This is a genomic window from Nostoc sp. CALU 546, from assembly GCF_048836525.1.
The window spans coordinates 88,957-113,787 of the sequence record NZ_JAWJTF010000013.1; the positions used below are offsets into that span (position 1 = coordinate 88,957).

The following is a 24,831-nucleotide window of genomic DNA, read 5'->3' on the forward strand; positions in this document are numbered from 1 at the left end:
GGAAGTAGAAAATTTAGTTACAAAGCTACGCACCAATTGGGTTTTAATGTTGATAGTTGAAGGCTGATGTAATTAGGCAAGATAGCCAGGGCAAGCGTATGTTTAATAGGAGTAAGTTTTTTGATTGAGATTATTAGAGTTCGTGCTACACCGGGGCAAATTGAGCAGATGCTACAAGAGTTAAAGTTTTATATTAAGGTAGCGGTAGATATTGAACATCGGATTCTGGCTGGGGGAGGTGAAATGCACTTTTACTGTGAACAGGCGTTGCTAGAAGATGGTAGTAAGCAGAGTGATATTTGGGCTGCTAGTTTTAGACCTGATACACAACAGATAATCTATGAGTCTATGGTTAATCTCCGTCCCCGACAGAATCGTTCAATGGAAATTATGGACGTTAAGATTAGAGAACAGGTTGCCGCAATTATTATGGAGTTTCTGGGATGAATAGTGGCTTAACTTATGAGCAAGAAACCTTTGTGCAAGATAGTATCTCTGTTAGATTGGGAAAATTGGTAACTAATTTAGCACGGATAAGTCAAATTTTCAGTGACTCTACGCATGAGGATGTGGTCAAAAGCCTGATTAGAGAGACTATGTATTTTATTGAGTGGATAGCCCCAGATATAGATATTGACAATGCTTTTGAGTTAGCAAACTTAGGAAGGTTTCTCACACGCTGGCTGTTTAACTGGGAACAAGCCTGGAATAACACAGAAGCTAAAAACCAGATTATTCAAGAGCTTGGCACTTGGTCAGACAGTGTTTTGCAAATGTCAAAATTACCTGCTGTACAACAATCCTAATTGATAATGACTCAATCCCAACCTCCATTACCACAACCCAAACTCGAAGGATCTGGTATTACCTCTGACCAGTATTTTGAGTTTACTCCAGAAAAACTAGAACTGAGTAACGGATATTTGGGTTATGGTGGACAAGACCAACTTGGGTTTCATTTGTCTGTTCTCACCAACATGGGATTGTTGACAGCAGTTCGACATACAAATTTGTCGCTGTGGCTAGAAGCGCTCAAAGGTGTGGTAAGGGAAAAACTACCGACTGTCAACGCCCAACCAGAAGTAGCAGAAGCAATGCTCAATCGATTTAATCGGGCGATTGCAGACTTGGAGGCAGTGATTGAGTATCTGGGACATTGACACTCTCTTGACTGCGAAACTAACGCAAGCACTCAGTTTTACAGTCAGGAGAGTGTTAAACATCAGGTGTAGCGATCGCATCTAACAACAATAATCCCATTTGCTTCAATAAAGCAGTGTTACCATCAGGGCAACCATGTTGAATTAGGCACTTGGCACAGCCAGTATCACAATTACAATCTCGTGCGATCGCTCTAGCAGCACTAGCAAGTTTTGGCAGATGTTTAAACACAGCTTCAGCCGCACCATTACCACCATCACTGGTATCATAGAAATAGCCTGTGTAATTGTTATTTTCCCCTAACTCCTTCACTACTGTAAAATTCACCTGTTTTGGGTCAACTCTAGCCACCAGCTGTAACGCTCTCATAATTTGATGCCCAAAGCTATGGATAGCAATCAAGGGACTGGAATATTCCCACAACTGTTGATAGCCTGGTGGAATCGGTTCTCCACTGCGGGTTAAATTGGTTCTAGTTTCCAAGGCATTGTGCTGGAGGTATTCCCGCGCATTTGAGTTAACTGCTACTTTGACCATTGGTGCTGAAAAATGAGTACGGAAAGGCTGCTCAAACTTTTCTTCTGACAGGGTTTTCACAATTACAGCTTTGCGTGTGAGTTTGCTACAAAGTGGACAACGATGTTTTTTAGGTAGCGATTCCTTGTAGTTAAGACACCGCTTGTTCAAACAAGTCTGCTCATAGATTTGGGTCATTAAACTGTAACCACTGGTAATGTGCTTAACCTCACCAAAACTAAGTTCTAGGGTTAAGTATTCCTGACAGTCATTAACTTCACTGACTTGAGAAAACAGCAATGGTAACTTTACCGGATCTGTCAGCACTGTTAGGCTACTGGTTTCTGATTCCGTAACTGCAACTGTAAACAGTGAGCTATCTGCTGTCTGTTTTAAAATTGCTTGCTTGCTGTTCAAGTCAAGGGAGATGCACTGATAAGTCAGCATTCGTCCATTGGCATCTTGTCGTTTGTAGATGGCTTGGGGATGGACTTCCCGGTGAGCAATATCTTCTGAGATTTCCTCTAGTTCTTCGCCAGATTCTGCATCTACTAGCTTGATAGTAGTTTGGGATAAGCCACCCCGAAAGTTAACATCTTTATGGGGATAACCCTTTGCCCACAGTCCATTACGACCTTTATTTAGATGCCCTTGGGCTAACAGGAGTTTTGCTACCTCATAAGCTGCTGTGCCAAAGTAGTGCTTGATTTTATTAGTAGGAATACCAGTTTCTGCTGCTGCACACATCAAATGTTTAGCAGCAAAGATGGGATATTCGTCGTTAAAGAACACTTCCTCAGCTTCTGGCGATACCAGCATTTCTGGATGTTCTGCTACATAGCAGTCTATGGGATTGAGAGCATTGGGAAGCAGCACTGTCAGTCCAGACTGAGAACGTCCGGCGCGGCCACTGCGTTGCTGGTATGCCATTTTGGAACCAGGCCAGCCACGCAAAATGCAACATTCTAATTCTGGTAGGTCAATTCCAGCTTCTAATGCTTCTGTGGCAATAATCCACTTGATTGTGCCAGACTGGAGTTGGTCAACTACTTCTGCCCGACGCTCAGAAGTTATGCCACTGTAGAAGGCGGCTACTTGGTTTGATTTGAGTAATTCTGTTAGTTCCCGCACGCTGCGACGGGAGTTACAAAAGGCGATACCTGATTTACCTTGATTGAGTAAAAATTGAATTATCCGAGCGGTATCACCAGTTAGATTGTAACTGGGCTGAGTGATAATGATTTGTCTAGATGGTGAAGCGGCTCCACTTTTGCGAATCCAAATCAGGGGTTTGGGGTTGAGTTTAGTTGGTTTCAAACCAGAGATTTTCAGAGCCAGTTGTTTAGGATTACCACAAGTGGCACTCAGGAAGATAAATTGCAGTTTCTTGGAGTCACCACCGTAATGATCTACTGCTAGTTTAATGCGACGAATCAGCCAGGACATATTTGCGCCATAACTCCCTGAGAGGGTGTGAGCTTCGTCAATCAGTACATAGCGTAATCGCTGATAAAAGTTTGCCCAATGCGCGGATTTCCAGGCTTGCTTGAGTTGAAAGTGGATTAATTCTGGTGTGACACCTAATATATGCGGTTCACTCTTGAGGATTTGTTCTCGTTTTTCTGATTTTACATCTCCAGTGATCATTGCCAATATAGGTCTGGATTGTGTTGGCATACTTGAGAGTAGTTGAGAGATTTTATGGAACTGGTCTAGTGCTAATGCTCGCAGTCCATAAAATGCTAATGCTCGGTGTTCTTCATTTATGCAACCTTCCACAATGGCGGGGTATGTGCTGAGAGTTTTGCCACTGGCTGTGGGAGAGGTGAGGATTAAACTTTTACCTTGTCTAATTGCTTGTAAGGCTTGAAGTTGGTGAGAGTAAAGTTGGGTGATTCCTAATGAGTGAAGTGCTTTAATTAATTTATTTGGTAGGTCATTAGGGATATTCTTCAGATTAGGTTCTTTGGCAGGAATAGTCTGTTGCCAGAGTAAATCTTCACCTAGAAATTCAGCAATATCTGTTGGTTCAGTAGGATGGTTATTTGAGTTGGAATTTTCTGTAATGGGTGTACGAGGTGGTGTCCAAAAGCTTTGTAGTAATAGACTATAATTGGGCGTGTTCATAGCGGGATTTTTCGCTCATTGCCCTAAAAAATCCCCCATTGGGGGAGTGATATTAAGTTGACAGAAGTAAACTCAGAATTTATAACTTAGAACTGAGGTGTCTAAAATTTTTGAGGAATCGATTTATCGTCCATTTGGTGTTATTCGTCAGTAAGTGTGAGTTGATTTTTAGCTTTTTTGGGCTTCTAATCGCTCACGAAGACGAGCAGCGCGATCGCGTACAGATAGTATTTCAATACCAGCTACAACTTCTGCTTCACTAGCTAATTCTATAGCTTCATCTTTGTTACCTTCTATCTCAGCTAGTTCAGCCATTAATATCAATACATCAGCCATTGAATCAGTACGGTTAATCTCCTTACTAAGTTTAAGACTTTCTTTATAAAATCTTCTTGCTTGTTCATAATCCTGTTGCAAAAAGTGCCATTTACCCAAATTTAATAACGGGTTAGCTAAATAATAATAATTTCTATCTCTTAATTCAGGATATTTTTCTAGTAAAACATAGTAATTTTTTATAGATAGATCGAGTTGGTGATAACTTTCCTCAAAATTTCTTAACTCTAAATGAAGACATCCAATAACATTAGCTAATTCAGCTTGTTGAAAATCCCATTTATCATCATTCTCATATTTTTGATGATTGGATTCTAAAATACTCCAAGCTTGATTGTAATAATTTAGAGCAAAATCTAGTAAATTTTGTCGATATGATAACACTCCTAAATATCGTAATAAGCGACATTCTCCTTTAATATCATTAACAAACTGATATTTAGTTAATGATTCATTAAAATATTGCTGGGAAGTTATAAAATCTTCCCATTCCATACAGATCCAACCGATTTCACTTAATAACTGAGCTTCTTTATGAACATAATCTAGGGATTTAGCAACTCTAAGCACAATGTTTCCACAACGAAAATAGTCATTCCAGTAGCACAAGAAAAACAATTTACCACTAGTTTTTTCCCAAGATTGATATAACAAGTTAAATGCTCGCTCGCTCTGACTATTTAATGGCAAACACATCTTTTGACATTGCTGTAAAAAACTAAATAGATTTGCTCTTTCTTCAATAATTGTTAAATCTACTATAGTCATACTTTAGCTACCCTATTGATTTTATATATCAAACTTTGATTTAGCAATTTGTTCTAAGTCTTGAAGCGATGGTTGCCAATTATCAACCAAACCATTACGTACACAGCTTCTAATCCAAGGATGCAAATCATATCTCAGATTGCTCTTTTTATCTGTTGTGTCTTCCACTAAATACCAACGTCTCAATTCAGATAGTGCTGTATTTAACTGCAAATCCGATAATCCTCGAAAAATAGATAACTCTGCTTGAGTAACACCTGCATCATTCTGACCCATATAACGCAGCACATCTTGTGATACTTTGTTGATACGTTGCCATGCTGTCTCTAAAGTAAACTTATAGAACTGTTCTACTTCTCCCTGAGCTTGTTCTAACCCAGCTAGGACTGGCTCAATTGCATTGTAATTTAAAATACTACTGACCACAAAATGCAGTGCTAAGGGAGCGCCGCAGGAAAGTTCATGTACTCTCTCAAGTTGTACATCACTTGCTTGTAGTAATACAGGCATATTATTATATTCTGCCTCATCCTTCAATAATTCACAGGACGATGTTGGGTCTAGTCCTTTAATTGGAACCAGCCCTACATAGGGTGGCTTGGTTTTTACACGACTGGTTAAAAGCGCCCGACTAGGATTAAGTATCTGGTTAAGTTGTGAAAGAATACTTTCTAAATCTGCTGTTTCAGCGTTGTCCAATATAATAAGTAATTTTTCTTCTTTGAGACGTTGACGAATTCCTTCTACTGGACACCTTAGTTGACCAGCTATTTCATGAAGAAACCTATTCCAATTTAGCACTTCATACTGATTTTGTTCGCTAATACGACCGTCCACTAATTCTGTTTGTCTAGCTGTTACCCACAGAACATCTGCAAAAATATTATCTTTCAGGGCTGTTTTAGCAATTTGTGTAGCAACCTCTGTTTTTCCATAACCTGCACTACCACTAAGAGAAAGAATAGATAGTTCTTGCGGGTTATACAAGCGAGACAAAACTTGGTTGACTAGCTCATCCCGCCCCCATAAGTACCGACAGCGAGTATTCGGAATATACAATCCACGTGGTTTATTTTCGCTAATAGTTGCTGCTTCACTTTCTATAGCTTCAGAATTAGGGATATGAGATGAGATATTTTCTTCCGACTTTAGTTCTACAGTCTCTTGCAATATATCTGAACAATCTGCATTGTTTAAATCAGCTACATCTTGCCATTCTAGGTCTAAACGTTTGCAAATTTCTATAAATATTAAGCGGCTAATTCGCTTAGCATTGAAAAATTTGGAAACTGTATCTCTGCTAATACCTAAATCTGTAGCTAAATCCTTTTGGGATGTATATTCACTTCGTGTATATGCAGCTTCGATATGATTAATCAAATTCGGATGAACCCAAAGAGACTTACCTGACATATTTAATACTCAATATATATAGATACATAGACAAGACTTATTTTCGCTATCCTAAATCAGTAACGCCTAAGTCAGTAACAAGTCATACATAAATCTTTAACCTTTCAGCATCAAGACATACACAGTTTCTACATATCTCAGTAATCCCTCTGTTTTAATAAATTCACGGAGATAAAAGTCCCGTAGTCAGCCAAATACTACAACCATCCATGATTTAAAGTTTTTTGGCTTTCCATAGGTATGATCCGTATTTAATTTGTGGAGAATTATGAAGACAAAAAGTCTAGCTGTAATTATCGCATTAGCAGCCATACTACTCCCTGGAGTAAGTAACCATCTGGCAAATGCACAGCTTACAAATAGGAGAGTACAGGGGTTTCCATGGGCAACTGGGCAAACCTGGAAATACAGTCAGGATTTACATGGCAGTATCAACAACGGTCTTGATTTTGGAACACCTAATGGTGTAGCAGGAGATGTATATTCTGTTGATAGTGGTACAGTTTATCGAGTAACTGATAATTGTACGATTATAATTAAACGTGCTGATGGACTTTACCACGGTTATCACCATGTGAAGCCAGACTCTACTATCACTGAAGGTAAACAAGTATCTTATCAAACTAAGCTTGGTACTACTGCACTTTGTGGTGGTTCTAATGCCCATCATGTTCATTTCTGGCTTTATGATCAAAATACAGTAAACAAACAAAAGAGTTTTAGTCCTATTGGCTTCTATTTTGGAAATTGGCAATTAACACAAGAGCAAGATTCAAGTGAACCACCTGGTAGCGGTAATTATCCTGTATCTGGATATGATTATGTTTTGAAGAACGGTACAACAATTGCTTGTGCTGGTACAACAATGCAATATGGCAAAAATATCTGCACCACTAACCAGCTAACGAATCAAATTACTTTTGTATCACCCAGCAGCAAGCTTACTGTTACAGCTTTAAATCTTGACCTCACTATCAGCGCTACCAATTTAAGCGGGAAAACTGTATATGTTCAAACTTGGCGGCCAGCTGTTAACGGATATCCAGCAAAATATTTCCCAGCACCACCATTAACCGCGACAGGAAACACCGTTACTTTTTACAACCTTGATGGAGACGGTTCAACTCTTGCTGGAGTGACTTATTACACCGTTGTATCACTAGAGCCAATTATAACAAATGAAGCTGAAAAACAACGAATTTCTTGTTTTGATGCTACAGGGGGAAAGTACCTTTGTGATGCAGCACGTCGCTAATTAAGTCTGGCATATCAACAACAGCTTTGGCAAATTAAGCCTTGGCTGCTGCCATTAATTAAAGATAAATATGAAAATTAAAAATAGATTTTTGCTAAAAAATATGGGCAAATTATTTTTCTCTTTATTTCTGGTTGATTATTACCCGTAATCCTCAATTTTTCTCCATAGTTACACCGCGAATTATTACTATTTAGGAATTAAAAAACTCTCTTTTGACTGACTTAAACAACTGATTTTGGATTTTAGACAGAAATCAAGTATCCAATCTAAAATCCAAAATTATCCGTCAAGTTTCTGTTGATAAAACTAACTTAAATAACCTACTAACACCAAGAATTACTGGCAGTAAATCCTTCGCATCAGCACCCCTCTTAATAGACATCTCTAAATCCAGCATCATAGTTACTGCCTTAGCTAAAGCATTGATGCTTGTATTTGCTACCTCCTGACGCAAATAGTAAATGCGATTAGGATTGCTGATACTGCACAGTTGAGCTAATTCACTATCTTTCTTAACCCCAGAAGCGTAGGCGTAGCCCGTCGCAGACATCGCTGATTTAACCCACAGCCAAGTTCTAAACTGCGTTAGGAGAGTAGCAACAATCACCATTAATGGTTCCGAGCGTGACAGTAAATCATCCAGCAGGTGCAAAACTTGATTGCTTTCTCCTTGGCGAATAGCAGATGCCAGTTGTAGGCTATTCTGAGTCTGACATGGCACTAACTCTTTTACTTCTGCAAGCTCCAGTTGTCTGCCATTACCATAGATATACAGTTTGCGTAACTCTGTGGCTGCACGAGTCATATCGTTACCAATTGCTTCTGCTAGATATTCCACTGCATCCTTTGACAGCACCAGCTTGATTTTTTTAGCCTGAGTACTGATCGCCTTCTCAATCAAATCAGTACGCCAAGGTGGTATCAATGGAAACTCAAATAACTTGGCATACTTGACAAGATGTTTGTAAATCTTCAGGCGCTTATCTACATTGGTGGCGACAAACAGCAAAATTGTGAATTCAGGCACTTGAATAAGCTGCTGCAAAGTTGACAACTCAGTATCACCCCACTGCTTGAGGTGGCAATTTTCCACAATCACCAGTTTTTTACCACCAGTCAGGGAACGAGTGCGAGCTACGCTGATAGCTCGGTCAAGCTGATCGGCTGGAAATCGGTGATAGCAAAGTGTGAGCCATTGGGAATCAATCTCTGCTTTGTATTGGTTTAGCTGTTCCTGAATAGCGTGTTGGTCGTCACCTGTCAGCAAGACAATCATGCTTTTACCCTCCCATTACTGCTCTTGTTGGCAGTTTTAATTAACACAGTCATTGGTTGTTGACTTTGGGTAGCTCGTTGCAGCATTTTAGCGATCGCTTCTTTATTACTCTCAAACTTATTCAGGTAAGCTGGTGTAACCTCTAAAATTGCCTTGTCACCTTGCAATTTAACGAGATGAGCATGAGCCAACAGCTTTTGATTACTAGGTTTAGCTATATCCATCACCTGCTGCCAAATTTGAGCCAGGTTAGTAGTTTGGGCTGCAACTGCTGGTAACAATTTGTCATCTACAGGTTTAGCTGTCACCTTATTTGTGGTGTATACTCCAACTGTTGGTAGCAACTTGCCGTCATTTACAGGTTTAGTAGTTAGCGTCTTGGTTGCACTGACAGGAAATAAACTGGGCATCAGGTTCAGTAAGCAAACTTCTAGCCATACAGCAGCATTTACTGTGTACCGAAGATAGTTTTCTGCTTTTTGTAACTCTGTTAGGGACAAATTCAGCGTCTCGAAATTCCAGTGATTTGCTAAAACCTTGAGTTGAGCATAGCTAACACAACCAGTTAGTAGGGATTGCTCTTTGGGTGCAGACTTGATAATCAGTAAATCTCGGTATGTTTGCAGTAAGTTGGAGAGAATCAATTTGGGCGTTTTACCAGAGTCCACTAGAAGTCTCGCTACTTGCAGCAAGTTAAAGGTGTTGTTGGTGGATATTGCCTGTAAAATTGACATTAATTCTGTTTCTGTCACACCACCAGCGATTTCCATGACATGATTGGCAGTGATATCTTCATCTAAAAGACTCACTTGACCCAGTAATTGCAGTGCATCTCTGAGTCCACCATCGCTGAGTCGTGCGATCGCTGTTAGTGCCTGATCATCAATAGAAATAGATTCTGCATCTGCTACAATACCGAGGTGCTTTACAATTGCCTGAACAGACAAAGTGCGGAAATTAAACACTTGGCAACGGCTAACAATGGTAGGTAACACCTTGTACAGTTCTGTTGTGCAGAGAATGAAAACAACATGAGGTGGCGGTTCTTCAATACACTTAAGTAAGGCATTGAAGGCGTTACCGGTTAGACAATGGCACTCATCGAGAATAAAAATTCGGTAACGTCCTGCAACTGGCGCTAAGGTACTGCGCTCAATTAAAGCACGGGCATCATCTACACCATTATTAGAAGCAGCATCAATTTCACTGACATCTAGGCTATTACTGGTTTCAATTGAACGGCAGGATTGACAAATACCACAAGGTTGGTCAGTTGGTTTTTTAGTGTTGAGGCAATTGAGGGATTTAGCAAATATCCGAGCAGTTGAGGTTTTACCTGTGCCTCTAGAACCTGTGAATAAATAAGCTGGTGCAATTTGTAGGTATTTTACAGCATTAGTCAGAGCAGTTTTGATGTAGGGCTGTCCAACTAATTCGGCTATTGTCTGGGGTCGATATTTTTGATGTAGGGCGACTGTAGACATAGGATTCATTAACCTTAATTTGTCGCCCTTACCCCTGTTAAGGGGGTGTAATTTTGAATCCAAAGTAGCCTGATTTGCTCAATTCCAGTAAGATTTACCGATACCAGAAGTTGAGTATGCCTAATTATTTAAACGTTGAAACAGGTGGAGAATTTTATGGGGTTTACAACCAAGCTATAGCACTTTTAAACTTCATCTCCTTGGCTCATAAAACGCTAATTTTCTCTTTTTTACCTGTTTCCTTAAGCAGTAGCGAATTCTGTTAAACCTCGTTTACTGGGATGGTGGAAACCCAAAACAATATCGGCTTGGGGTATTCCGGCTGATAGCAAATCATCAACAACGCATAAATTAGTTGCATCTTCTTCCACCCAAACTTTGCCGTTTTTAATGCAGAGATAGATGATAATATACTGGATTTGCTTTTTGTCATCCCAGCCAAATCGAAACCAAAGATATTGATCTCTTGTTTCATCAAAAGCCAAGCGATCGCTTACTTCAACTCCCGTATTTTTTATGACTTGAGTATTAGTAGTTTCGTAATACTCAGTTAATATCTTCTTAATAGCATTGCGGTATTGCTCTAGCTTATCCATTGCCGAATTTTCTCCTTCTCTGTATTTACAACTATTAACAGTAGGTGATTTTCATTGATGACTGCTTGTACAGATTTACGTTGAAAAAAGTTTTCATAGACAACATCATCAACAGCTAAATAAAGCTGAGTAATACTCTGATTGTAAAGTGTTTACCATATTGGGTAACGATTAGATTCTAAAACATACTTTTCTATCTTTCCTTCTTGCACCCTGCTTTGCTTCCTTTTTTCTTGATAAAACTGGATAAATTTAGCATTTTGGCGGCAAATAGTCGGATATTTGCCGCCAAAATGCACAGTTTCTATTTGTCAAAATCGAGGATTTTCGTTCATATTCTTAGTTTTGTCCAGAGTTCCTCAAATCCCCGTCTAAAATAAACACCACTCGTATCCAAAACACCCTACAAAACTTCAAGATTGCGGTTAACACTTATTAAGCATTTAGAGTGTACAGTGGCAATAAGAATTGACGCATTTCCATTTGCAGTTCTGGATTTGGTCTATCTCCATAAGGAACCAACATGGCAGGATGATCTGATTGTTGCAAGTGCATTTTGATAGCAGAACTGGGAATTGCCTTGGCTGCTTCTACTAAATACTTGAGGTTAAACTGAATATTCAATGACATTTCTGATGGTAGATGAGCAGCAATAACCTGATCGCCTTTGCCAAACTCCCGTTCAATTGATAGTCGTAGCTGCTGCAAACTTCCATCAAACTGTAAGTAAATACCTTTCTCTTTTTTATCTGTTAACACAGATAAGCGTTCTAATGCTTTGACTAAGAATGCTTTTTCTAGGATTACTTCTCGGTCAAAGCTAAATCTTGCCAATAGCTGTTCGCAGTCAGGGTAAGTTCCTTCCAAACATTGACATCTGAGGATAATATCTTGCCAAGCAAAACCCAAGCGATTATTTTGGGCATCATACAACAGATTAATAAATTCGACAGAATCATCCAAGTTACGTGCTAGTTCCTTGAGGACTCGACCGGGAATAGTAAATTGTATCTCTGAAGATTCTACTTGTTTGCGGGGTTTTCTACCAATTCCTTGAGTTGAAAGTTCAGTGGTTGCGACTCGATGCCCATCAGTACCAATAAACTTTAACTTCTCCTGTGTAAGTTGAATATGAACTCCGGTCAAGATATATTTATTTTCATCAGTGCTTACAGCATAAATTACACCTTTCAAACCATCTTTGAAAACTGTTGTTGGCAGAGCAATGGGAGTAGCATCAATTGTAGAACTAGGTGGAAATTCTTCAGCAATAATGCCTCTAATTTCATATTTTCCATCAGCATCAGATAAACTGAGAGAGCAAACTTTTGTTTGCTTCTCCTCATCAATAAGCTGTATAATCTGAGTCTGACTACTGAGGCTAATATTACCATTAGGGCAATGCTTAACTATCTCAAATAGCATTTCTACTGGCACAGTAATTTCACCCTTGAGCAACACCTGGGCTTCAAAACTTGCCTGAATTGTTAATGCTAAATCTGTAACAGTTAAATGTATCTGTTGTGTTTCGATATCTGCAATGATTAGAGCATTAGCAAGAATAGGATGGGTAGGTTTAGCTGGGGTAGCACAACTAACTAAAGAGAGTGCATCGTGAAATTTAGTTTGTGAGCAGATTACCTCCATTCCTGATTCTATAAGTGGTTGAGAGTTTAACTCTGATTTGGCAGAACGTTTATTAGTACGCTTATTTGAGATAGTTTCAGTTGAAGTATCAGCATCAGGAGATGTAGATTTTTTCTTTTTACCTGTAGATATTTCTGGGATATTTGCTGATACTTCATTTTCGCCTTTAGGATTAGCTACACTTGTTTGTTTTGTCTGATTTGCAGGCTTTAACCTTTGTTTCGATGCTGTTTGAGTCATGATGATTTATTTCTGGTTGCGTCATTGTTAGAAAGGTGACTGCGATAGCAGAAAATAAAGGCTGTGAAGCTGTGAAGCTTTGAATCAGATGCTTTTACTCTGTGAGACATACAGAAGTTTACCGATATATCCCATTTAACCGCTCTCAGGTAAGCCTTTATTCTGATCGTAGCTTTGGGAATATCTGGCTCTGCTCCTGAATTATTTCTACAAATGCCTCCAAAAGTTCTTTCCAATGCTTTTTAAACTGATAACTTTGCTATTATTAGCAGATTCTTCTGTAGTGTTATCAGCCAGCACAGAATCAGTTTCCAACAAAGAGTTCAGCAGTGATAGTTGATGTTCAACATCTGTCACATCGCGGTATATTCGAGACGGGTCTATTTTCATTCCTAAAGGTGTAGGAACTATTTTTAAATATTGGTTTAATGCCTCTAGATAATTTCTATTGGCAAATTGTCTTTGTGCTACATAAGGGCGCAAAATCTCCAGTAATTGGATAGCTCTTTTGATTTCTAGAGAATCAGAAGTACTATCAATTTGAGGTTGGCTTTCTCGGTAGCCTTTCATTTTCTTCTCAGCCACGAGATTGTGGAATTTAGAAACTGCTTGTTGATAATTACCAAAAGAGTGTACTTTTTGCTGAGATTTGTAGCCTACCCTACCCCACTCAACAGTTAGATTGCTTTGCTCAACTTTTGCACTCCAGAATTTGTTACTGTTCTGAGCCGCATCTACGAATATTAAGTAAATTTCCATATTTTTGACATAATTTAGAGTAAAGTATTGCCATGTCAAATGAATATCTCAACAACAGATGTTCATTTGACAAAAGCTTCAAATCAGTACTAATTTGGGAATACCTAATTAGTACGGAACCTAGAAGTACGAAGACCTTTCTTAGACACCTGCACAGGACTGGAAGCTGGTCGCGCAATCTTTGACCAAGACTGCATCCGCTCAACAGCAGCAGCATCTTGAACAGCTAAAGGGGTGATGTTTTGTTGGCAATTTTCTAAATCAGCCAGTGTAACCTGCTGAGGTCTTCCCTCATCAAAAGCCAGTAGTGCTGCTTCTGATGCCAGGGTTTCCAACTCAGCACCACTAAACTTGTCAGTAGCAGCAGCGATCGCCTCTAAATATTCCTGCGGAACTTCTATACCAAACCGTTCTAAGTGAATCTTAAGAATTTGGCAGCGTTCCAACTCAGTAGGTAGGTCAACGAAGAAATTCTCGTCAAACCGCCCTTTCCTCTTGAACTCAATAGGCAGCGCTGTTGGGTCATTACAAGTTGCCACCACAAACACCCCCGCCGTACACTCAGACATGAAAGTGAGGATATTTCCCAAAATCCTTTGTGATACTCCAGAGGTATCGCCATTAGCTGAAAGTGCTTTCTCGACCTCATCAATCCACAAGATACAGGGTGCGATCGCTTCAGCAGTCTTGAGTGCGCGGCGGACATTGCCCTCAGATTCTCCAACCAGGCTACCAAGCATTGAGGCAATGTCTAATTGCAGCAGTGGAAGATTGAGTATGGTTGCAATGTTTTTCGCCACTATCGATTTACCTGTTCCTGGTGGCCCTGCTAGTAACACACCTTTAGGTTGGGGTAGATTTAGCGATCGCGCTTCTTGGGAAAATAACCGGCGGCGGCGTTGCAACCAATCCCGCAACAGGTCTAGTCCACCAAACGGTATTGTTGCCGGTTTACCTAATTCAATACCCATTTGAGCCAGTAGGCGGGTCTTGTATTCCACAACCAAAGGGATGACAGTAGCATCAATTACTATACCTTTAGAAGTTAATCGCTCCTTAACAGTGAGCCGGAGAAAGTCGCTGATTTCCTCCAAGGTTAGCCCTAATGCTGCTCTTGCCAAGGTTTCTTTATCTTCAGTGGTGAGAGATACAGTAAAAGTTACCTCTTGCTCACTGGCAGATTCTTGCAAGTACAGTAAATATGATTCTAAGTGGTCTTGAATTTGCTCAATGCTGGGCAAAGGAACTTCACAGCAAGGAATTAGTCTCAGTAGGGATTCGTGCAATTGAATGTTTTGACCTAAAAACACAATTCGCTTTTCAGTCGGTTTGAGGCGATGGTACAAATTTTTTACTCTGGTGAGGATTTCCCAACTCAATTGCAGGGAGTTTTTACCGACAAAAGGGTGAACATCGCCCAGGATGAAAACCCCATTACCGCCGAAATTGTTGATGTACTCGAACACATATATTAAAGGGTCTATGTTATGAGGCTTTTTATACGTCTCGACTGATTTGAACACCAGTCCACCGTCGTCAGCAATCAGACATTGCTCCAAGCCGGAAACTCCCAAATTCCAGAAGTACACAGGACTGTTAAGTTTGTCCATCACTTCAGTAGTTAACCACTGAATGATAGTGGCTTCTTCGGGGGACAGAACATCTATTGCCACGATGGGTATTTGAGAGTCAATGGTGGTAATCAGGTTTGATAGTTTCATTGTTGCGAATTTTGATCGGGTACGGGAGAAAGTTTTTCGTGAGTGGTAACAAGATGCACGACTACTTCGTAAACTTCGGCATCGCCGTTAAACACTTCAGCAACTCCAGAAGAATTTGGATGAGCAATGGCGGAAATTAGGGCATTGACTAAAGCGCACAGTCCCTCCGCATTTCCTTTGATAATTACTGGTTGCCGCGCTCCTTTTGAGGGGTAAATATGGAGCATCGGATAATCTTCAGGTAGTTCGCTCATAGAAAAATTGTGCAGGGGGATTTTCCTCGTTCCCCCATCGAATGTTTATTGGTGCAGTCGTTGTTGATGAGTAATGATGCTACGAAGCTGTTGCTGAGATTCTGGTTTGTAAGTGCGATCGCCCTTTACCACACCCAAAGCTTCCTCAAAGGGTTGAGTTGCTTCTAGGCACGACAATCCCTCAAATCCCTCGGCTTCTATTTTCACTTCGCCTGTAACAGTGTCAAAATGTATCAATATTGCTCGTTCCATAAGTTACCTCCGTACTTGTTGAGTTTGCTGATGTGCTGAAAATGCGAGACGCAAAGTATGTACCTGACCATTGGTTTGTTCTGTGATGGTGCATTCTCCCAGATGTTCTTGTAACTGGGCTGCTTTAGCGCGAACCATCTTCTGTCCGTAGGCTTGTATTAAGGTGTGCGAAAAGAAGTCTTCTCCTAGTCGGGGTACAGTTTCATAGGCATCATGGATGAGTTGATACACCCCTGCCTCCTGATCCCACTTAAACCCGATATCTGCGCGGACACTTAAACTACGGCCAGGGACAACAATCTCAGCACTTTTCCCCTGGGAGTCGTCGTAATAACCTCTCAGGGATTGTGGTTTTTCATAAACTTGAACGGTAAGCTGCAAATCTTGTAGAGCTTGTACTAAACATTCACGGTTAGTTAGTTTTGTAGTGACAGTTGAAAAATGTGACATTTCCTACCTCTAAATACTGTGGACTGGTAAATTAATGGGAACAGTGGTGATAGACAAGGAAGCAAAAAGTTCCTTCCCCTCTCAGTTCCGTAGCAAGCTTGGGAAGTGTGGGCGTATTGTCTTCCTCTACACCCACACCTCGTTTTCGATCAACGACGATACAGACACGTTCTTGATTGTTTTTTCTAGCGAAGTTTGAGAGACATCGCTGTAGCTTTGGTTAAGCCCATACCCTCATCACTTGCTAATCGTTGGAGATGGCGTTGTTCATCCAAAAGCTTGGAGCAAATTTCATCCATTTTTTCCTGTAACTGAGAACGCCCTTGTGAATCCAGCTTTTTAGCATCCACAGAAGCGTTTTCGAGAACATTTTCTAGATGAGCCATCATTTGTCCAAGGCTGCTACCTGCTTCAAAACTGGCGTTAGCCAAAAGCATTTGGACTTTCTTGAAATGGCGTTCCATCTTCTTCTTGAAGTTGACAGGCTTTCGTCCTGGTTCCCAATTGCTCAAATCTTCGAGCAACTGGGCTGCTAGTTGTTCGCCTCCTGCGATCGCTGATTCCCTCAGTGTTTGTTCTAAATTTCTGTCATACTGTTCGATAAACCGAGTTATTTGCCCTAAGCATTCAGCTTGTTTCTCTGACAATTGTTCACTGATGGCGGGAATAATGACAGGACGACCAATTACTACTTGTAAATAGTCCTCTAGTTCCTCTAAACAGGGAAAAGCTTTGGCTAAGTTCTGCTTAACTTCTTGTTGTTGTTCTACAGATAACTGCCAAGCATTGAGTGAGAGAAATTTGTCAATACGTTCTTGATAGTCTGCGTACCCCTTTTCATACTCTTCTTTCAGTTGAGTGCGTAAAACAGGTGCAATATTATCTCGAATTACGATTAGTTGATTCCAGACCAAGGGCGCTAAGTCTATAGAACAAATCCAATCACCATTGTCATAATTCATCCATTCTTGGACTGAAGCAATTTCTTGCCTTAATTGGTTTGCTGCTTCGTCTAAAGCTTTGAAAACTTTGATGCCCTTTAAACCAAATTCTGAGGTTGTGACCTTCACTAAGTCAGATTCTTGTTCATCTTGAGAATATTTGAGAACATCTGTCCATTTTGGAGCATTACTCTTGGTTGTCTTCTTTAACTGAATCTTAAAACGGATGCGAGTTTTATTCAGCTTAGAGAGATTATATCTTTCAACAACAGCGTCTTTCAGAAAGGTTTCGCTTGAATTGGTAATCACTGCTTCTACCATATTTACTATGAAAAATAATGTTTTTTAACTTCAGTAAAATAAAGCGTAAGCTTTACCTTTTATTAGTTAAAATATTTAAAAAAAAGGCAAGATTTCTATAGTTAATAAGCAGTTATTAAAGTGAGCAAACGTTTAATAAGACATTATTTATTTCGATTTATTAATCTAGCAATCATAAGCTAATGGCCATTTATTTTTCCAGATTTATTCGCTTGTAGTAAGGCCTTAAGCCCTACTTTCATGCAATTTAAATGCTCATTAGCTTATTTGATTTGTAATTTTCACAAGGCACAGAACCCGGATTTATTAGATAAATAGGGGTTCTCATTGTTGACGAATGATTAATCGGAATTTGGCATTGAGCCGAGATTCACCCTGAAACGGAAATAGAAGCTGAAAAAGCTTATCCTATACAAATGTCAGGTTTTTAACTCTCCCATTTTACCCAAACATAAGAAGGCTACAAGCAGACATAGCTTAGTACAGAATTACTAATTAATCCAGTCAGAACTTAAATACCAACTTATGACCCTAAGTTAGCAAAATACCCAAGGTTCACGAAGCCTATATTGAGCCCAATTTGTTATCAAAACATTTCACTTATTATCAGCAAATTCCGAGCGAATGGGCACATAACCCGCTCGCTCTACTAATCTTTGACCTTCATCACTCAAGAGTAAGTTGGCATAGGCTATGCCTGCTTGTTCATCTACGCCGCCATTCTGTTTAATGACTATAAAGAGTTGGCGAGTCAAGGGATATGATTTTTCAATCAAAGCCTTTTTATTGATGGTTGTACAGACGACTTCGTTTTCACAGGGGGATACGAAAGGCTCAGAAGAATTGCTGGCTACAGGTAAAAGTTTTACTGAGTTTTGACCAATACTCCCTGTTATTGAACCAAAGCTTATACTACCTGGAGTTCGGGCAACACGTCTGACGGAATCTGTAGTGGTTTCCACTGATATGAATTTATGACTGAAGGTTTCGTTTTGTAATACTTGGGATTCAAACAATTGTGAGACCTCACTATAATTTGAAGAACGACCCAAGGTAGTAATTTTTAAATCGGGACCGCCAATTTGTTTCCAGTTAGTGATTTTCCCTGTAAAAATATCCTTTATCTGAGATAAGGTTAAACCACGGATAGGCAATTGATGATTGACGTATATGGCAATGCCATCAAGCGCAACAGGAATCTGTTTCAGATTGAAGTTTAGCGTTTTGGCTTTTTCTAACTCAGTGGGTTTCAATAGTCTAGAAGATTGTGAAAAACTTAGCTGACCATCTAAAAGCATTTTGATTCCAGTCCCAGACCCAGGTGCTTCCCCTTGTGATGGCTCGGTATAACGCAGCTGAAATTCGGGATGACTTTTCGTTATCTGTTCTTGTACAAACGACGATAGCAGCGGTGCAAAAGTTGTAGACCCTCCATAGTTGTAAAAACCAGCAGGGACGTTGGGCACATCAGCAAGTTTAGGGCACACGGTATTGCCAGGAAAAGGTTTATCTGAAGTACACGCAGTAGTTATATTATTTGTAATTATCTTCAACGGGTAAAGTATTTTTGTTACAGAGAAGAGCAAAAAGCTAATGCTAATGATAGCTAGAATTGTCCCTCCTCCTACAAGGAGCTTTTTTCTTGACTTATGTTTCTCTAATTGATAACTAGCTAATAGAAAATCATAATCTTGGTTGCTCAATTTTTTACCTTTTGCCCATTCATGCGCTCTTAGTAAAACCTGTCCTTGCAAAAGATATTTATTCTGATAATTGGAAGGACCCCAGAGTGCAATCGCCTTAGCATAAGGTCGTAAATCTGCTAAAGCCTGCTCAACCCATTTTTGATTAAAAATCTGTTCGTAAATCCGGTTGTAAACTCTTAAATGACCTTCTTGTTCTACTACTAAACCTGATAGCCGCATTTCAATCTGTTCGGGACTACCATCTGCTATAATTTCTTTTTGTTGCAGAATTTGTTGATACATTCCCAGTAGCCTTACAGCAGACTCTTCATCTCTCAAAATTCGCTTGCGTATTGTCCTTAAATGTTCTGGGTCATCTTGAGATTCCCAGTTTTCAATAATATAGCATTGCACTAAATTATCAATTAAGGATGGTGAATAGGGAACAGCAAAGAGCGAATTATTGGTTGGTTTGCCAATTCCACATTTACTATTTACTAATAGCTTACATACCTTTTGGGTGAGAAAGGGTTGTCCCCCTGTCCACTGCAAAATCTCTTCTAACACTGCTTGAGTATTCTCTACCTGTTCCACCAATCCCGCCGCTAAAGGAGTTGCTTCTTCTAACTTAAAACCACACAGTTGAATTGCTCTACCAATATTAAAAGGTGTGCGATTTTTATCACCGATCAAATCTGAGGGAGTTGCCACACCCAACAGTGCAAAAGTCAAACGTTGGTATTCTTGCTTTTCCGTGCGGTTGTTATAAAAAGCGCGGATAGCAGCAAAGAAATCATCTTTAAAACTGAATCCTAGTAGACTATCAATTTCATCAATAAAAATAACTATATTTTCAGAAATTTGTTGTAGCAGCACTTGTTCGATAAATTCTGCCCAACATTGTACGGGTGAAAGGAATTCTCGCTCTTTGCACCATGTTCGCAAGTTAAAATCTTCTGAAAGTAAAAAGCGGTTGACAAGATGTCTTATTAAACCACCATACCATTGTTGTGGCGTAACTTGTTGGGAACCAATGACGGTAATATCTATCGTCGCACAGCGAATCCCATCTTGTTCCAACCTTTGCATGGTTCGCACTCGTAAGCTAGACTTGCCCATTTGTCGGGAGTTTAAGACATAACAATACTCCCCTGCTTTTAGTGCTTGATAAATTTCTTCGTCTGCTTGGCGGTAAACGTAACTAGGGGTGTCAACAGGTAAGCTACCCCCTACTTGATATATTAATGTTGATTTGGTGTTCATATTAAATCAAGTTAATTTGAACATTATAGGGTGCGCCTTTGGGAGCTTAATGTACTATCGTTAGTTGTTGTGATTGTATATATTGGGTTACGGCTGCACCTAACTCGTCTTAAAAAATCACAAACAAAATTCAGGGAATCAATCCAAAGCGATCGCTAAAATATTTTCGATACAAATTACACCCAATTGTCACTTCATTTCCCCTAAGATGTACTAATCCCATACTGTGTAATTTATATGCCTGCATTGGTGGTAGAGGTACCTCATCAGTTGCCATTACCACTTCTTTCAGTGCTTCTGCCAATTCAGGATACTGTTCAATTAAGCACCAATATCGCCGCAGATGATTGCTATAAATACCTGCTTCACTAACGGCAGTTTGTAGCAATTTTTCTAGTGTCAAGTGGCGATTTACCTTAAGAAAAGAAAACGCCTCCCCTACTAAATAAGGATGTCCTCCTACCACTGTCATTAACTGATTTACCAGTTGCAAATCCCAATCAAGTCCATGCTGCTGTGCCAAATGATGGACTTGTTCGCTATTAAAATCAGGTAAATCTATTGGTACACCTACATTAAATGGGGACTCATTCACCTTTAGGGGAACATAAACTTCTGTAGAGTGAACAACTACCAACCGCAATTTTTTCCAGATATTAAAAATTCTCGCCTCTTCGTGCCAAGCTCGCAATAGTCCTAAAAAATCAGAAGCTACTTCTTGATAAGGGAAAATCCGCTCTACTTCATCCAAATATAAAACTAAGGGACTTGCTGATTTTGTTAAAAGATACTTTTCAAAGTATTCTTTACAGTTCATTTTGGGGCTTGAAAATTCCTCATCCCAGTAATCACCCAATCGGTTTGGCATCCCCAAGCTTTTACCCACACTGATACAAAACCATTGCAACAGTTTCTCTAGGTTAGTAAACAAACTTGTCTCTGCATAATGCAGATTTAAACACACAGTGCGATATCCCTTTCGCATCAACTGAGGAAGAATTTTCGCCATGAGTGATGTTTTCCCGCGCAAACCAGGTGCTTTGATCCGCAACAAAGAACCAGGTTGCAAAAGCGTCTGATAGCAAGTTTCTTCAATGGGAGGACGTTCAACATAAATAAAGCCCACCTCCTCTGAATCATTTTCTATCTGAACCAAATCTTCACACAAAAAGGTGTCTTCGCTCTCGTTGGAATTAGTATCCTGTATGGTTTTCCAATCTTGTCCCAACCTGTCACAAAGTTCTATAAAATTCAGATAATCCACAGGTCTGCCATTTAGAAAATTGCTAACAGTAGAGAGAGAAATCCCTGCATCTTCCGCCAAATCCTTACAGCGTGGATATCCTTGACGCTTAACGGCATTTTTAACTTTAGTAATAAATTGTTTAGCAACTCTTACTGAGCGTCCCATCGCAGGATTCCTATAGGGAGAATGCTCTTATCATACATTTGTATAAATGCACCATAGAGGAACTCAGTTATAAGTCAATCATAAGTCATATAAGAGAGATGCGGACTTAAGTATAATTTTTGACATAAAATAAAGAATAGCCTCAGTTCAAAAACGAACTGAGGCTATTTTTTCGTTGGTTAAATAAATTTACGCAGCCAGAGCATTTATTCTTTAGAGGAGGTAGGTGCCAAAAGTCCCGCCAAACCACCTAACGCTCCTGTTCCCAGTCCAATGAAAATTTCAGGAATTTCTTTATCCTGGGATTGCAACCAAACCGCACTACCGATGCATGATAGTATAATTAGTGCCAATGCGCTAACTACAATCCGATAAATCCAGCAGTCATTTTGCAGAGGCGTTCCCACATTTGTGACAGGCTCATGGAGATTCTCCTTATTTAAGTGTGCAGGTTCCGCATCTTGAGAAACTGGCTTTGATAGTACAGTCCCTGATGAATCTGCTGCTAGAAGTAGATTTTGGTTTGTGTCTACATTGCTGTCTGCTTTAATAATGTTATGTTTCATCACTCGGTTCCCTTTGATGTTTGATGAACTCTTAGGTCAAATTAGAACTATCGATGCTCAGATTTAAATCCGGCTACTCGTCTTGCGCCTCGGTTCATTTAATTTTGCTTAATTCCATCAAACAGTAGCGATAATTTAGAATAGACTGGGGATACTTCCGACTTAATTATTACTTGTGACCAGTTATCGATTTATTACTTACTTTCAACGCACTTCCTATGATGGGGTAAGATTAGCGAAGCTGACGTTTGCCACCACATACCGAATAAAAACCTTACCAATTTATAACCGAATGTTGGTAAAACGATAAGAATCGGGGATACTGGCGGTAACGCTAACCTTTGCTGCATCGAGTTTCGTCATATGTCTACACTAGATAGCTTACCCGATCTCTAATCACCGAAAGTTGGTAAAATGGAAAAAGCGAGCCTGCTGTCTTCGGGTGCAAGTCGCCGAATCAACGCAGATATGAGGATGTGCGATCGCGGAAATATCTCTTTCCCTGTTTGGCTAAAACAGAGAAGTAAAAAGCTAAACCTTATATAAGGTAAGCTTTTTCAGCCTCTATTTCCGTTTGATAGGGTCGAGATTCCTATACACCATTGTCACCGGATAACTAATATCCGTTGTCTAGCCCGTGAGCTAGAAACATAGTACAAACGATTAAACTCTCTAATCTTTGCCAGTACTGCCTTACTGTCATCTCCTCGTTCTGGATAAAGTCGCTTACTCAAATCTTGACCATCAATACCCGCTTCTAAGAAAGTGCTACCTTGACTATTGTGAACAGTTAATGCAAAGCAGTTTCTGATGTTGGCAAACTGCTCTAAATGTTTGTAGTACTGCTTCCACAGAAAGGGACTACGCTTGGCACTTTTGAGTAAGCGTTTGGTTTCTTGGTCAAATTGTTTTTGCTCATCTTCATGCAGAACATAGATTTGACGCACAATCCCTTCATCTGTCTCTACCTTTAACCTCCAAGTATCATAGTTGTTGTAACGATCCCCAAAGACATCTAAAACAGTAAACTCTGTAGATGTAGAAAGAATCGTAGTTTTACCATCAGGAGCCATCACAGGATCTCTGGTGATTAATCTTTCTCCAGGAATAAAGCGATTGAGATTTTCACCATATAAATTTGTGCGAATCTGATGATTGTAAAAGTCAACTTGAGTATTAGTCCAGGATAAAATTCGGAAACAATCTGGGTTTTGAGCAAATTCTCTCTTCATCTTTTTGCAGGCATAGCGCAGCAAAGTTTGACGTTTAACCATCAGCGCCCCATTACTTTTATCAGGCAGATATTTGGCATAAGGCTCAAAAGGAAACTTGCTCTTGGTGACTGCATAGCGAGAAGCAGTGACAAACTCTAATAAGGGACTACCAGTTCCTTGACGCACAACTTGAGTCAATACTGCTTTATCTGGCACTTGAAAACTAGGGGATTTTCCTTCATTAACTGGATTTAACTGTGCTGGATCGCCCATGAGAATAATTTTGATTTTTGTCCAGGTGGATGATTGGTTAGCAACATCCTCAATCCAGCGCCAGAGTTGTTTGCCAATCATGGAACATTCATCAATAAAGACAACATCAAATAGATTGATGTAAGAAGGCCCTGTTTGGTCAAGTACTTTCTCTTTACCTCTAGTTACCATACCCAGTCCTAACAACTGGTGAATGGTGAAGAATTCTACCCCAGTTACGCCATTTTCTGCCGCCATGCGTTGCAGCACACCTACAGCTTTATTAGTGGGTGCAGTCAGTACAACTCGCTTACCCGTAGCGACAAGAACTTTAACTAGTTGGAAAACAATAGTTGACTTGCCGGTTCCCGCATAGCCAACCAGCAGAAATAAAGCAGCCATCACGGTTGGCTGTATAAATGTCCACATTGCATCTAAAGCTTTTTGCTGCTGTTGGGTGAGTTGAAATGGAAAAGAACTTGTTGCAGCGAAAGTAGGAAGTGTTTGGATCATCATCGCTTCGCTAATTCCATTAATTGATCCACTCAATGCAGCGATAGCTGTTGGTTTTACTTCTCCGAAAAACAATACTCCTTCTGGTTTGAGGAATATATGTTTCTATATCCATTCGGCATCATCATAAATCAATATATTAAAAGTTTTGCTGTTGCTGAATCATGGGATAATTCCGGACAATTTAGAACAAATTTTCAATGGTTGAAACCGCCAATTAATGCCGCATTTATGCAACGCCAAAGTTTTTTAAGATTCAGATGATTTAGTGAAATCTGAAATTGCACATATATATTTTTCCATGAAGGTAAACATCTTCAATCTTAAAATTATTGCTACTCGGAAATCCTACTTGAATTCTTGTCATTACAAATTTTCGCGCATGTCACCATACATTAGACCTAATT

The 24,831-nt window shown here is 39.8% G+C and carries 22 protein-coding genes; 4 read left to right on the plus strand and 18 right to left on the minus strand.

Annotation, left to right across the window (positions count from 1 at the left end; all coding sequences use genetic code 11):
* Positions 1–120 precede the first annotated feature (120 nt).
* From RRG12_RS09370 to RRG12_RS09380, 3 genes are read left to right on the plus strand one after another with little or no spacing between them, the layout of a single operon-like run.
* Positions 121–447, plus strand: coding sequence for a DUF5674 family protein (locus RRG12_RS09370; RefSeq protein WP_084177611.1), 327 nt, complete (start codon positions 121–123; stop codon positions 445–447).
* On the plus strand, positions 444–806 hold the full coding sequence (locus RRG12_RS09375) for a hypothetical protein (protein WP_420759062.1): 363 nt from the start codon (positions 444–446) through the stop codon (positions 804–806). Before RRG12_RS09370 ends, RRG12_RS09375 begins: the two co-directional genes overlap by 4 nt.
* 6 nt (positions 807–812) lie before the next feature.
* Positions 813–1,160: a hypothetical protein gene (locus RRG12_RS09380; protein WP_322683996.1), complete on the plus strand. Its 348-nt coding sequence runs from the start codon at positions 813–815 to the stop codon at positions 1,158–1,160.
* A 55-nt stretch (positions 1,161–1,215) separates the two neighbouring features.
* On the opposite strand, the gene RRG12_RS09385 is transcribed toward RRG12_RS09380, so the two are convergent.
* The 3 genes from RRG12_RS09385 to RRG12_RS09395 all read right to left on the minus strand — a co-directional run bounded on the left by RRG12_RS09385 (position 1,216) and on the right by RRG12_RS09395 (position 6,321).
* Positions 1,216–3,804 carry a DEAD/DEAH box helicase gene (locus RRG12_RS09385; protein ID WP_420759063.1) on the minus strand — a complete coding sequence of 863 codons (2,589 nt, stop codon included), beginning with the start codon at positions 3,802–3,804 and terminating at the stop codon, positions 1,216–1,218.
* Positions 3,805–3,972: 168 nt separating this feature from the next.
* Positions 3,973–4,908: a tetratricopeptide repeat protein gene (locus RRG12_RS09390; RefSeq protein WP_420759064.1), complete on the minus strand. Its 936-nt coding sequence runs from the start codon at positions 4,906–4,908 to the stop codon at positions 3,973–3,975.
* Positions 4,909–4,929: 21 nt separating this feature from the next.
* Complete coding sequence (locus tag RRG12_RS09395) at positions 4,930–6,321, minus strand: NB-ARC domain-containing protein (RefSeq protein WP_420759065.1); 1,392 nt, start codon at positions 6,319–6,321, stop codon at positions 4,930–4,932.
* A 268-nt stretch (positions 6,322–6,589) separates the two neighbouring features.
* Here RRG12_RS09395 and RRG12_RS09400 point away from each other — a divergent pair, with 268 nt between their 5' ends.
* Positions 6,590–7,576, plus strand: coding sequence for a M23 family metallopeptidase (locus tag RRG12_RS09400; RefSeq protein WP_420759066.1), 987 nt, complete (start codon positions 6,590–6,592; stop codon positions 7,574–7,576).
* 289 nt (positions 7,577–7,865) lie between these two features.
* On the opposite strand, the gene holA is transcribed toward RRG12_RS09400, so the two are convergent.
* The 15 genes from holA to RRG12_RS09475 all read right to left on the minus strand — a co-directional run bounded on the left by holA (position 7,866) and on the right by RRG12_RS09475 (position 24,499).
* Positions 7,866–8,855 (minus strand): DNA polymerase III subunit delta, encoded by a 990-nt coding sequence (gene holA / locus RRG12_RS09405; protein ID WP_420759067.1) that lies wholly within the window; start codon positions 8,853–8,855, stop codon positions 7,866–7,868.
* Positions 8,852–10,339, minus strand: a complete 1,488-nt coding sequence (dnaX, locus tag RRG12_RS09410) for a DNA polymerase III subunit gamma/tau (protein WP_420759068.1) — start codon at positions 10,337–10,339, stop codon at positions 8,852–8,854. The genes holA and dnaX overlap by 4 nt, the downstream gene beginning before the upstream one ends.
* Positions 10,340–10,581: 242 nt before the next feature.
* Positions 10,582–10,935, minus strand: a complete 354-nt coding sequence (locus RRG12_RS09415) for a XisI protein (RefSeq protein ID WP_420759069.1) — start codon at positions 10,933–10,935, stop codon at positions 10,582–10,584.
* Positions 10,923–11,069, minus strand: a complete 147-nt coding sequence (locus RRG12_RS09420) for an element excision factor XisH family protein (protein WP_420759084.1) — start codon at positions 11,067–11,069, stop codon at positions 10,923–10,925. Before RRG12_RS09420 ends, RRG12_RS09415 begins: the two co-directional genes overlap by 13 nt.
* Before the next feature lie 301 nt (positions 11,070–11,370).
* Entirely contained in the window at positions 11,371–12,822 is a 1,452-nt protein-coding gene (dnaN, locus tag RRG12_RS09425; protein WP_420759070.1) for a DNA polymerase III subunit beta, read from the minus strand.
* Between the two features lie 207 nt (positions 12,823–13,029).
* Positions 13,030–13,581, minus strand: coding sequence for a WGR domain-containing protein (locus RRG12_RS09430; RefSeq protein WP_420759071.1), 552 nt, complete (start codon positions 13,579–13,581; stop codon positions 13,030–13,032).
* 104 nt (positions 13,582–13,685) lie between these two features.
* Positions 13,686–15,302: an AAA family ATPase gene (locus RRG12_RS09435; protein ID WP_420759072.1), complete on the minus strand. Its 1,617-nt coding sequence runs from the start codon at positions 15,300–15,302 to the stop codon at positions 13,686–13,688.
* Positions 15,299–15,556: a hypothetical protein gene (locus tag RRG12_RS09440; protein WP_104902201.1), complete on the minus strand. Its 258-nt coding sequence runs from the start codon at positions 15,554–15,556 to the stop codon at positions 15,299–15,301. The genes RRG12_RS09435 and RRG12_RS09440 overlap by 4 nt, the downstream gene beginning before the upstream one ends.
* Positions 15,557–15,601: 45 nt before the next feature.
* The gene (locus RRG12_RS09445; protein ID WP_420759073.1) at positions 15,602–15,808 is read right to left on the minus strand and encodes a DUF2997 domain-containing protein; all 207 of its coding nucleotides are present in this window, start codon (positions 15,806–15,808) and stop codon (positions 15,602–15,604) included.
* 3 nt (positions 15,809–15,811) lie between these two features.
* A complete protein-coding gene (locus RRG12_RS09450) occupies positions 15,812–16,258 on the minus strand; it encodes a DUF1257 domain-containing protein (protein WP_420759074.1) in 447 nt (148 codons plus the stop codon).
* A 185-nt stretch (positions 16,259–16,443) separates the two neighbouring features.
* On the minus strand, positions 16,444–17,520 hold the full coding sequence (locus RRG12_RS09455; RefSeq protein ID WP_420759075.1) for a hypothetical protein: 1,077 nt from the start codon (positions 17,518–17,520) through the stop codon (positions 16,444–16,446).
* A 596-nt stretch (positions 17,521–18,116) separates the two neighbouring features.
* Positions 18,117–20,468 carry an AAA-like domain-containing protein gene (locus RRG12_RS09460; RefSeq protein ID WP_420759076.1) on the minus strand — a complete coding sequence of 784 codons (2,352 nt, stop codon included), beginning with the start codon at positions 20,466–20,468 and terminating at the stop codon, positions 18,117–18,119.
* Between the two features lie 130 nt (positions 20,469–20,598).
* Positions 20,599–21,879 (minus strand): AAA-like domain-containing protein, encoded by a 1,281-nt coding sequence (locus RRG12_RS09465; RefSeq protein WP_420759077.1) that lies wholly within the window; start codon positions 21,877–21,879, stop codon positions 20,599–20,601.
* Between the two features lie 206 nt (positions 21,880–22,085).
* Positions 22,086–22,445: a hypothetical protein gene (locus RRG12_RS09470; protein ID WP_322684220.1), complete on the minus strand. Its 360-nt coding sequence runs from the start codon at positions 22,443–22,445 to the stop codon at positions 22,086–22,088.
* A 605-nt stretch (positions 22,446–23,050) separates the two neighbouring features.
* A complete protein-coding gene (locus RRG12_RS09475; protein ID WP_420759078.1) occupies positions 23,051–24,499 on the minus strand; it encodes an ATP-dependent DNA helicase in 1,449 nt (482 codons plus the stop codon).
* Positions 24,500–24,831: the final 332 nt, after the last annotated feature.

Bases quoted from the DNA above. Each gene is read 5' to 3' on its own strand.
- RRG12_RS09375 (WP_420759062.1), top strand. From the start codon at position 444: ATGAATAGTGGCTTAACTTATGAGCAAGAAACCTTTGTGCAAGATAGT.
- RRG12_RS09380 (WP_322683996.1), top strand. From the start codon at position 813: ATGACTCAATCCCAACCTCCATTACCACAACCCAAACTCGAAGGATCT.
- RRG12_RS09385 (WP_420759063.1), bottom strand. From the start codon at position 3,804: ATGAACACGCCCAATTATAGTCTATTACTACAAAGCTTTTGGACACCA.
- RRG12_RS09390 (WP_420759064.1), bottom strand. From the start codon at position 4,908: ATGACTATAGTAGATTTAACAATTATTGAAGAAAGAGCAAATCTATTT.
- RRG12_RS09395 (WP_420759065.1), bottom strand. From the start codon at position 6,321: ATGTCAGGTAAGTCTCTTTGGGTTCATCCGAATTTGATTAATCATATC.
- RRG12_RS09400 (WP_420759066.1), top strand. From the start codon at position 6,590: ATGAAGACAAAAAGTCTAGCTGTAATTATCGCATTAGCAGCCATACTA.
- holA (WP_420759067.1), bottom strand. From the start codon at position 8,855: ATGATTGTCTTGCTGACAGGTGACGACCAACACGCTATTCAGGAACAG.
- dnaX (WP_420759068.1), bottom strand. From the start codon at position 10,339: ATGTCTACAGTCGCCCTACATCAAAAATATCGACCCCAGACAATAGCC.
- RRG12_RS09415 (WP_420759069.1), bottom strand. From the start codon at position 10,935: ATGGATAAGCTAGAGCAATACCGCAATGCTATTAAGAAGATATTAACT.
- dnaN (WP_420759070.1), bottom strand. From the start codon at position 12,822: ATGACTCAAACAGCATCGAAACAAAGGTTAAAGCCTGCAAATCAGACA.
- RRG12_RS09430 (WP_420759071.1), bottom strand. From the start codon at position 13,581: ATGGAAATTTACTTAATATTCGTAGATGCGGCTCAGAACAGTAACAAA.
- RRG12_RS09435 (WP_420759072.1), bottom strand. From the start codon at position 15,302: ATGAAACTATCAAACCTGATTACCACCATTGACTCTCAAATACCCATC.
- RRG12_RS09440 (WP_104902201.1), bottom strand. From the start codon at position 15,556: ATGAGCGAACTACCTGAAGATTATCCGATGCTCCATATTTACCCCTCA.
- RRG12_RS09445 (WP_420759073.1), bottom strand. From the start codon at position 15,808: ATGGAACGAGCAATATTGATACATTTTGACACTGTTACAGGCGAAGTG.
- RRG12_RS09450 (WP_420759074.1), bottom strand. From the start codon at position 16,258: ATGTCACATTTTTCAACTGTCACTACAAAACTAACTAACCGTGAATGT.
- RRG12_RS09455 (WP_420759075.1), bottom strand. From the start codon at position 17,520: ATGGTAGAAGCAGTGATTACCAATTCAAGCGAAACCTTTCTGAAAGAC.
- RRG12_RS09460 (WP_420759076.1), bottom strand. From the start codon at position 20,468: ATGAACACCAAATCAACATTAATATATCAAGTAGGGGGTAGCTTACCT.
- RRG12_RS09465 (WP_420759077.1), bottom strand. From the start codon at position 21,879: ATGGGACGCTCAGTAAGAGTTGCTAAACAATTTATTACTAAAGTTAAA.
- RRG12_RS09470 (WP_322684220.1), bottom strand. From the start codon at position 22,445: ATGAAACATAACATTATTAAAGCAGACAGCAATGTAGACACAAACCAA.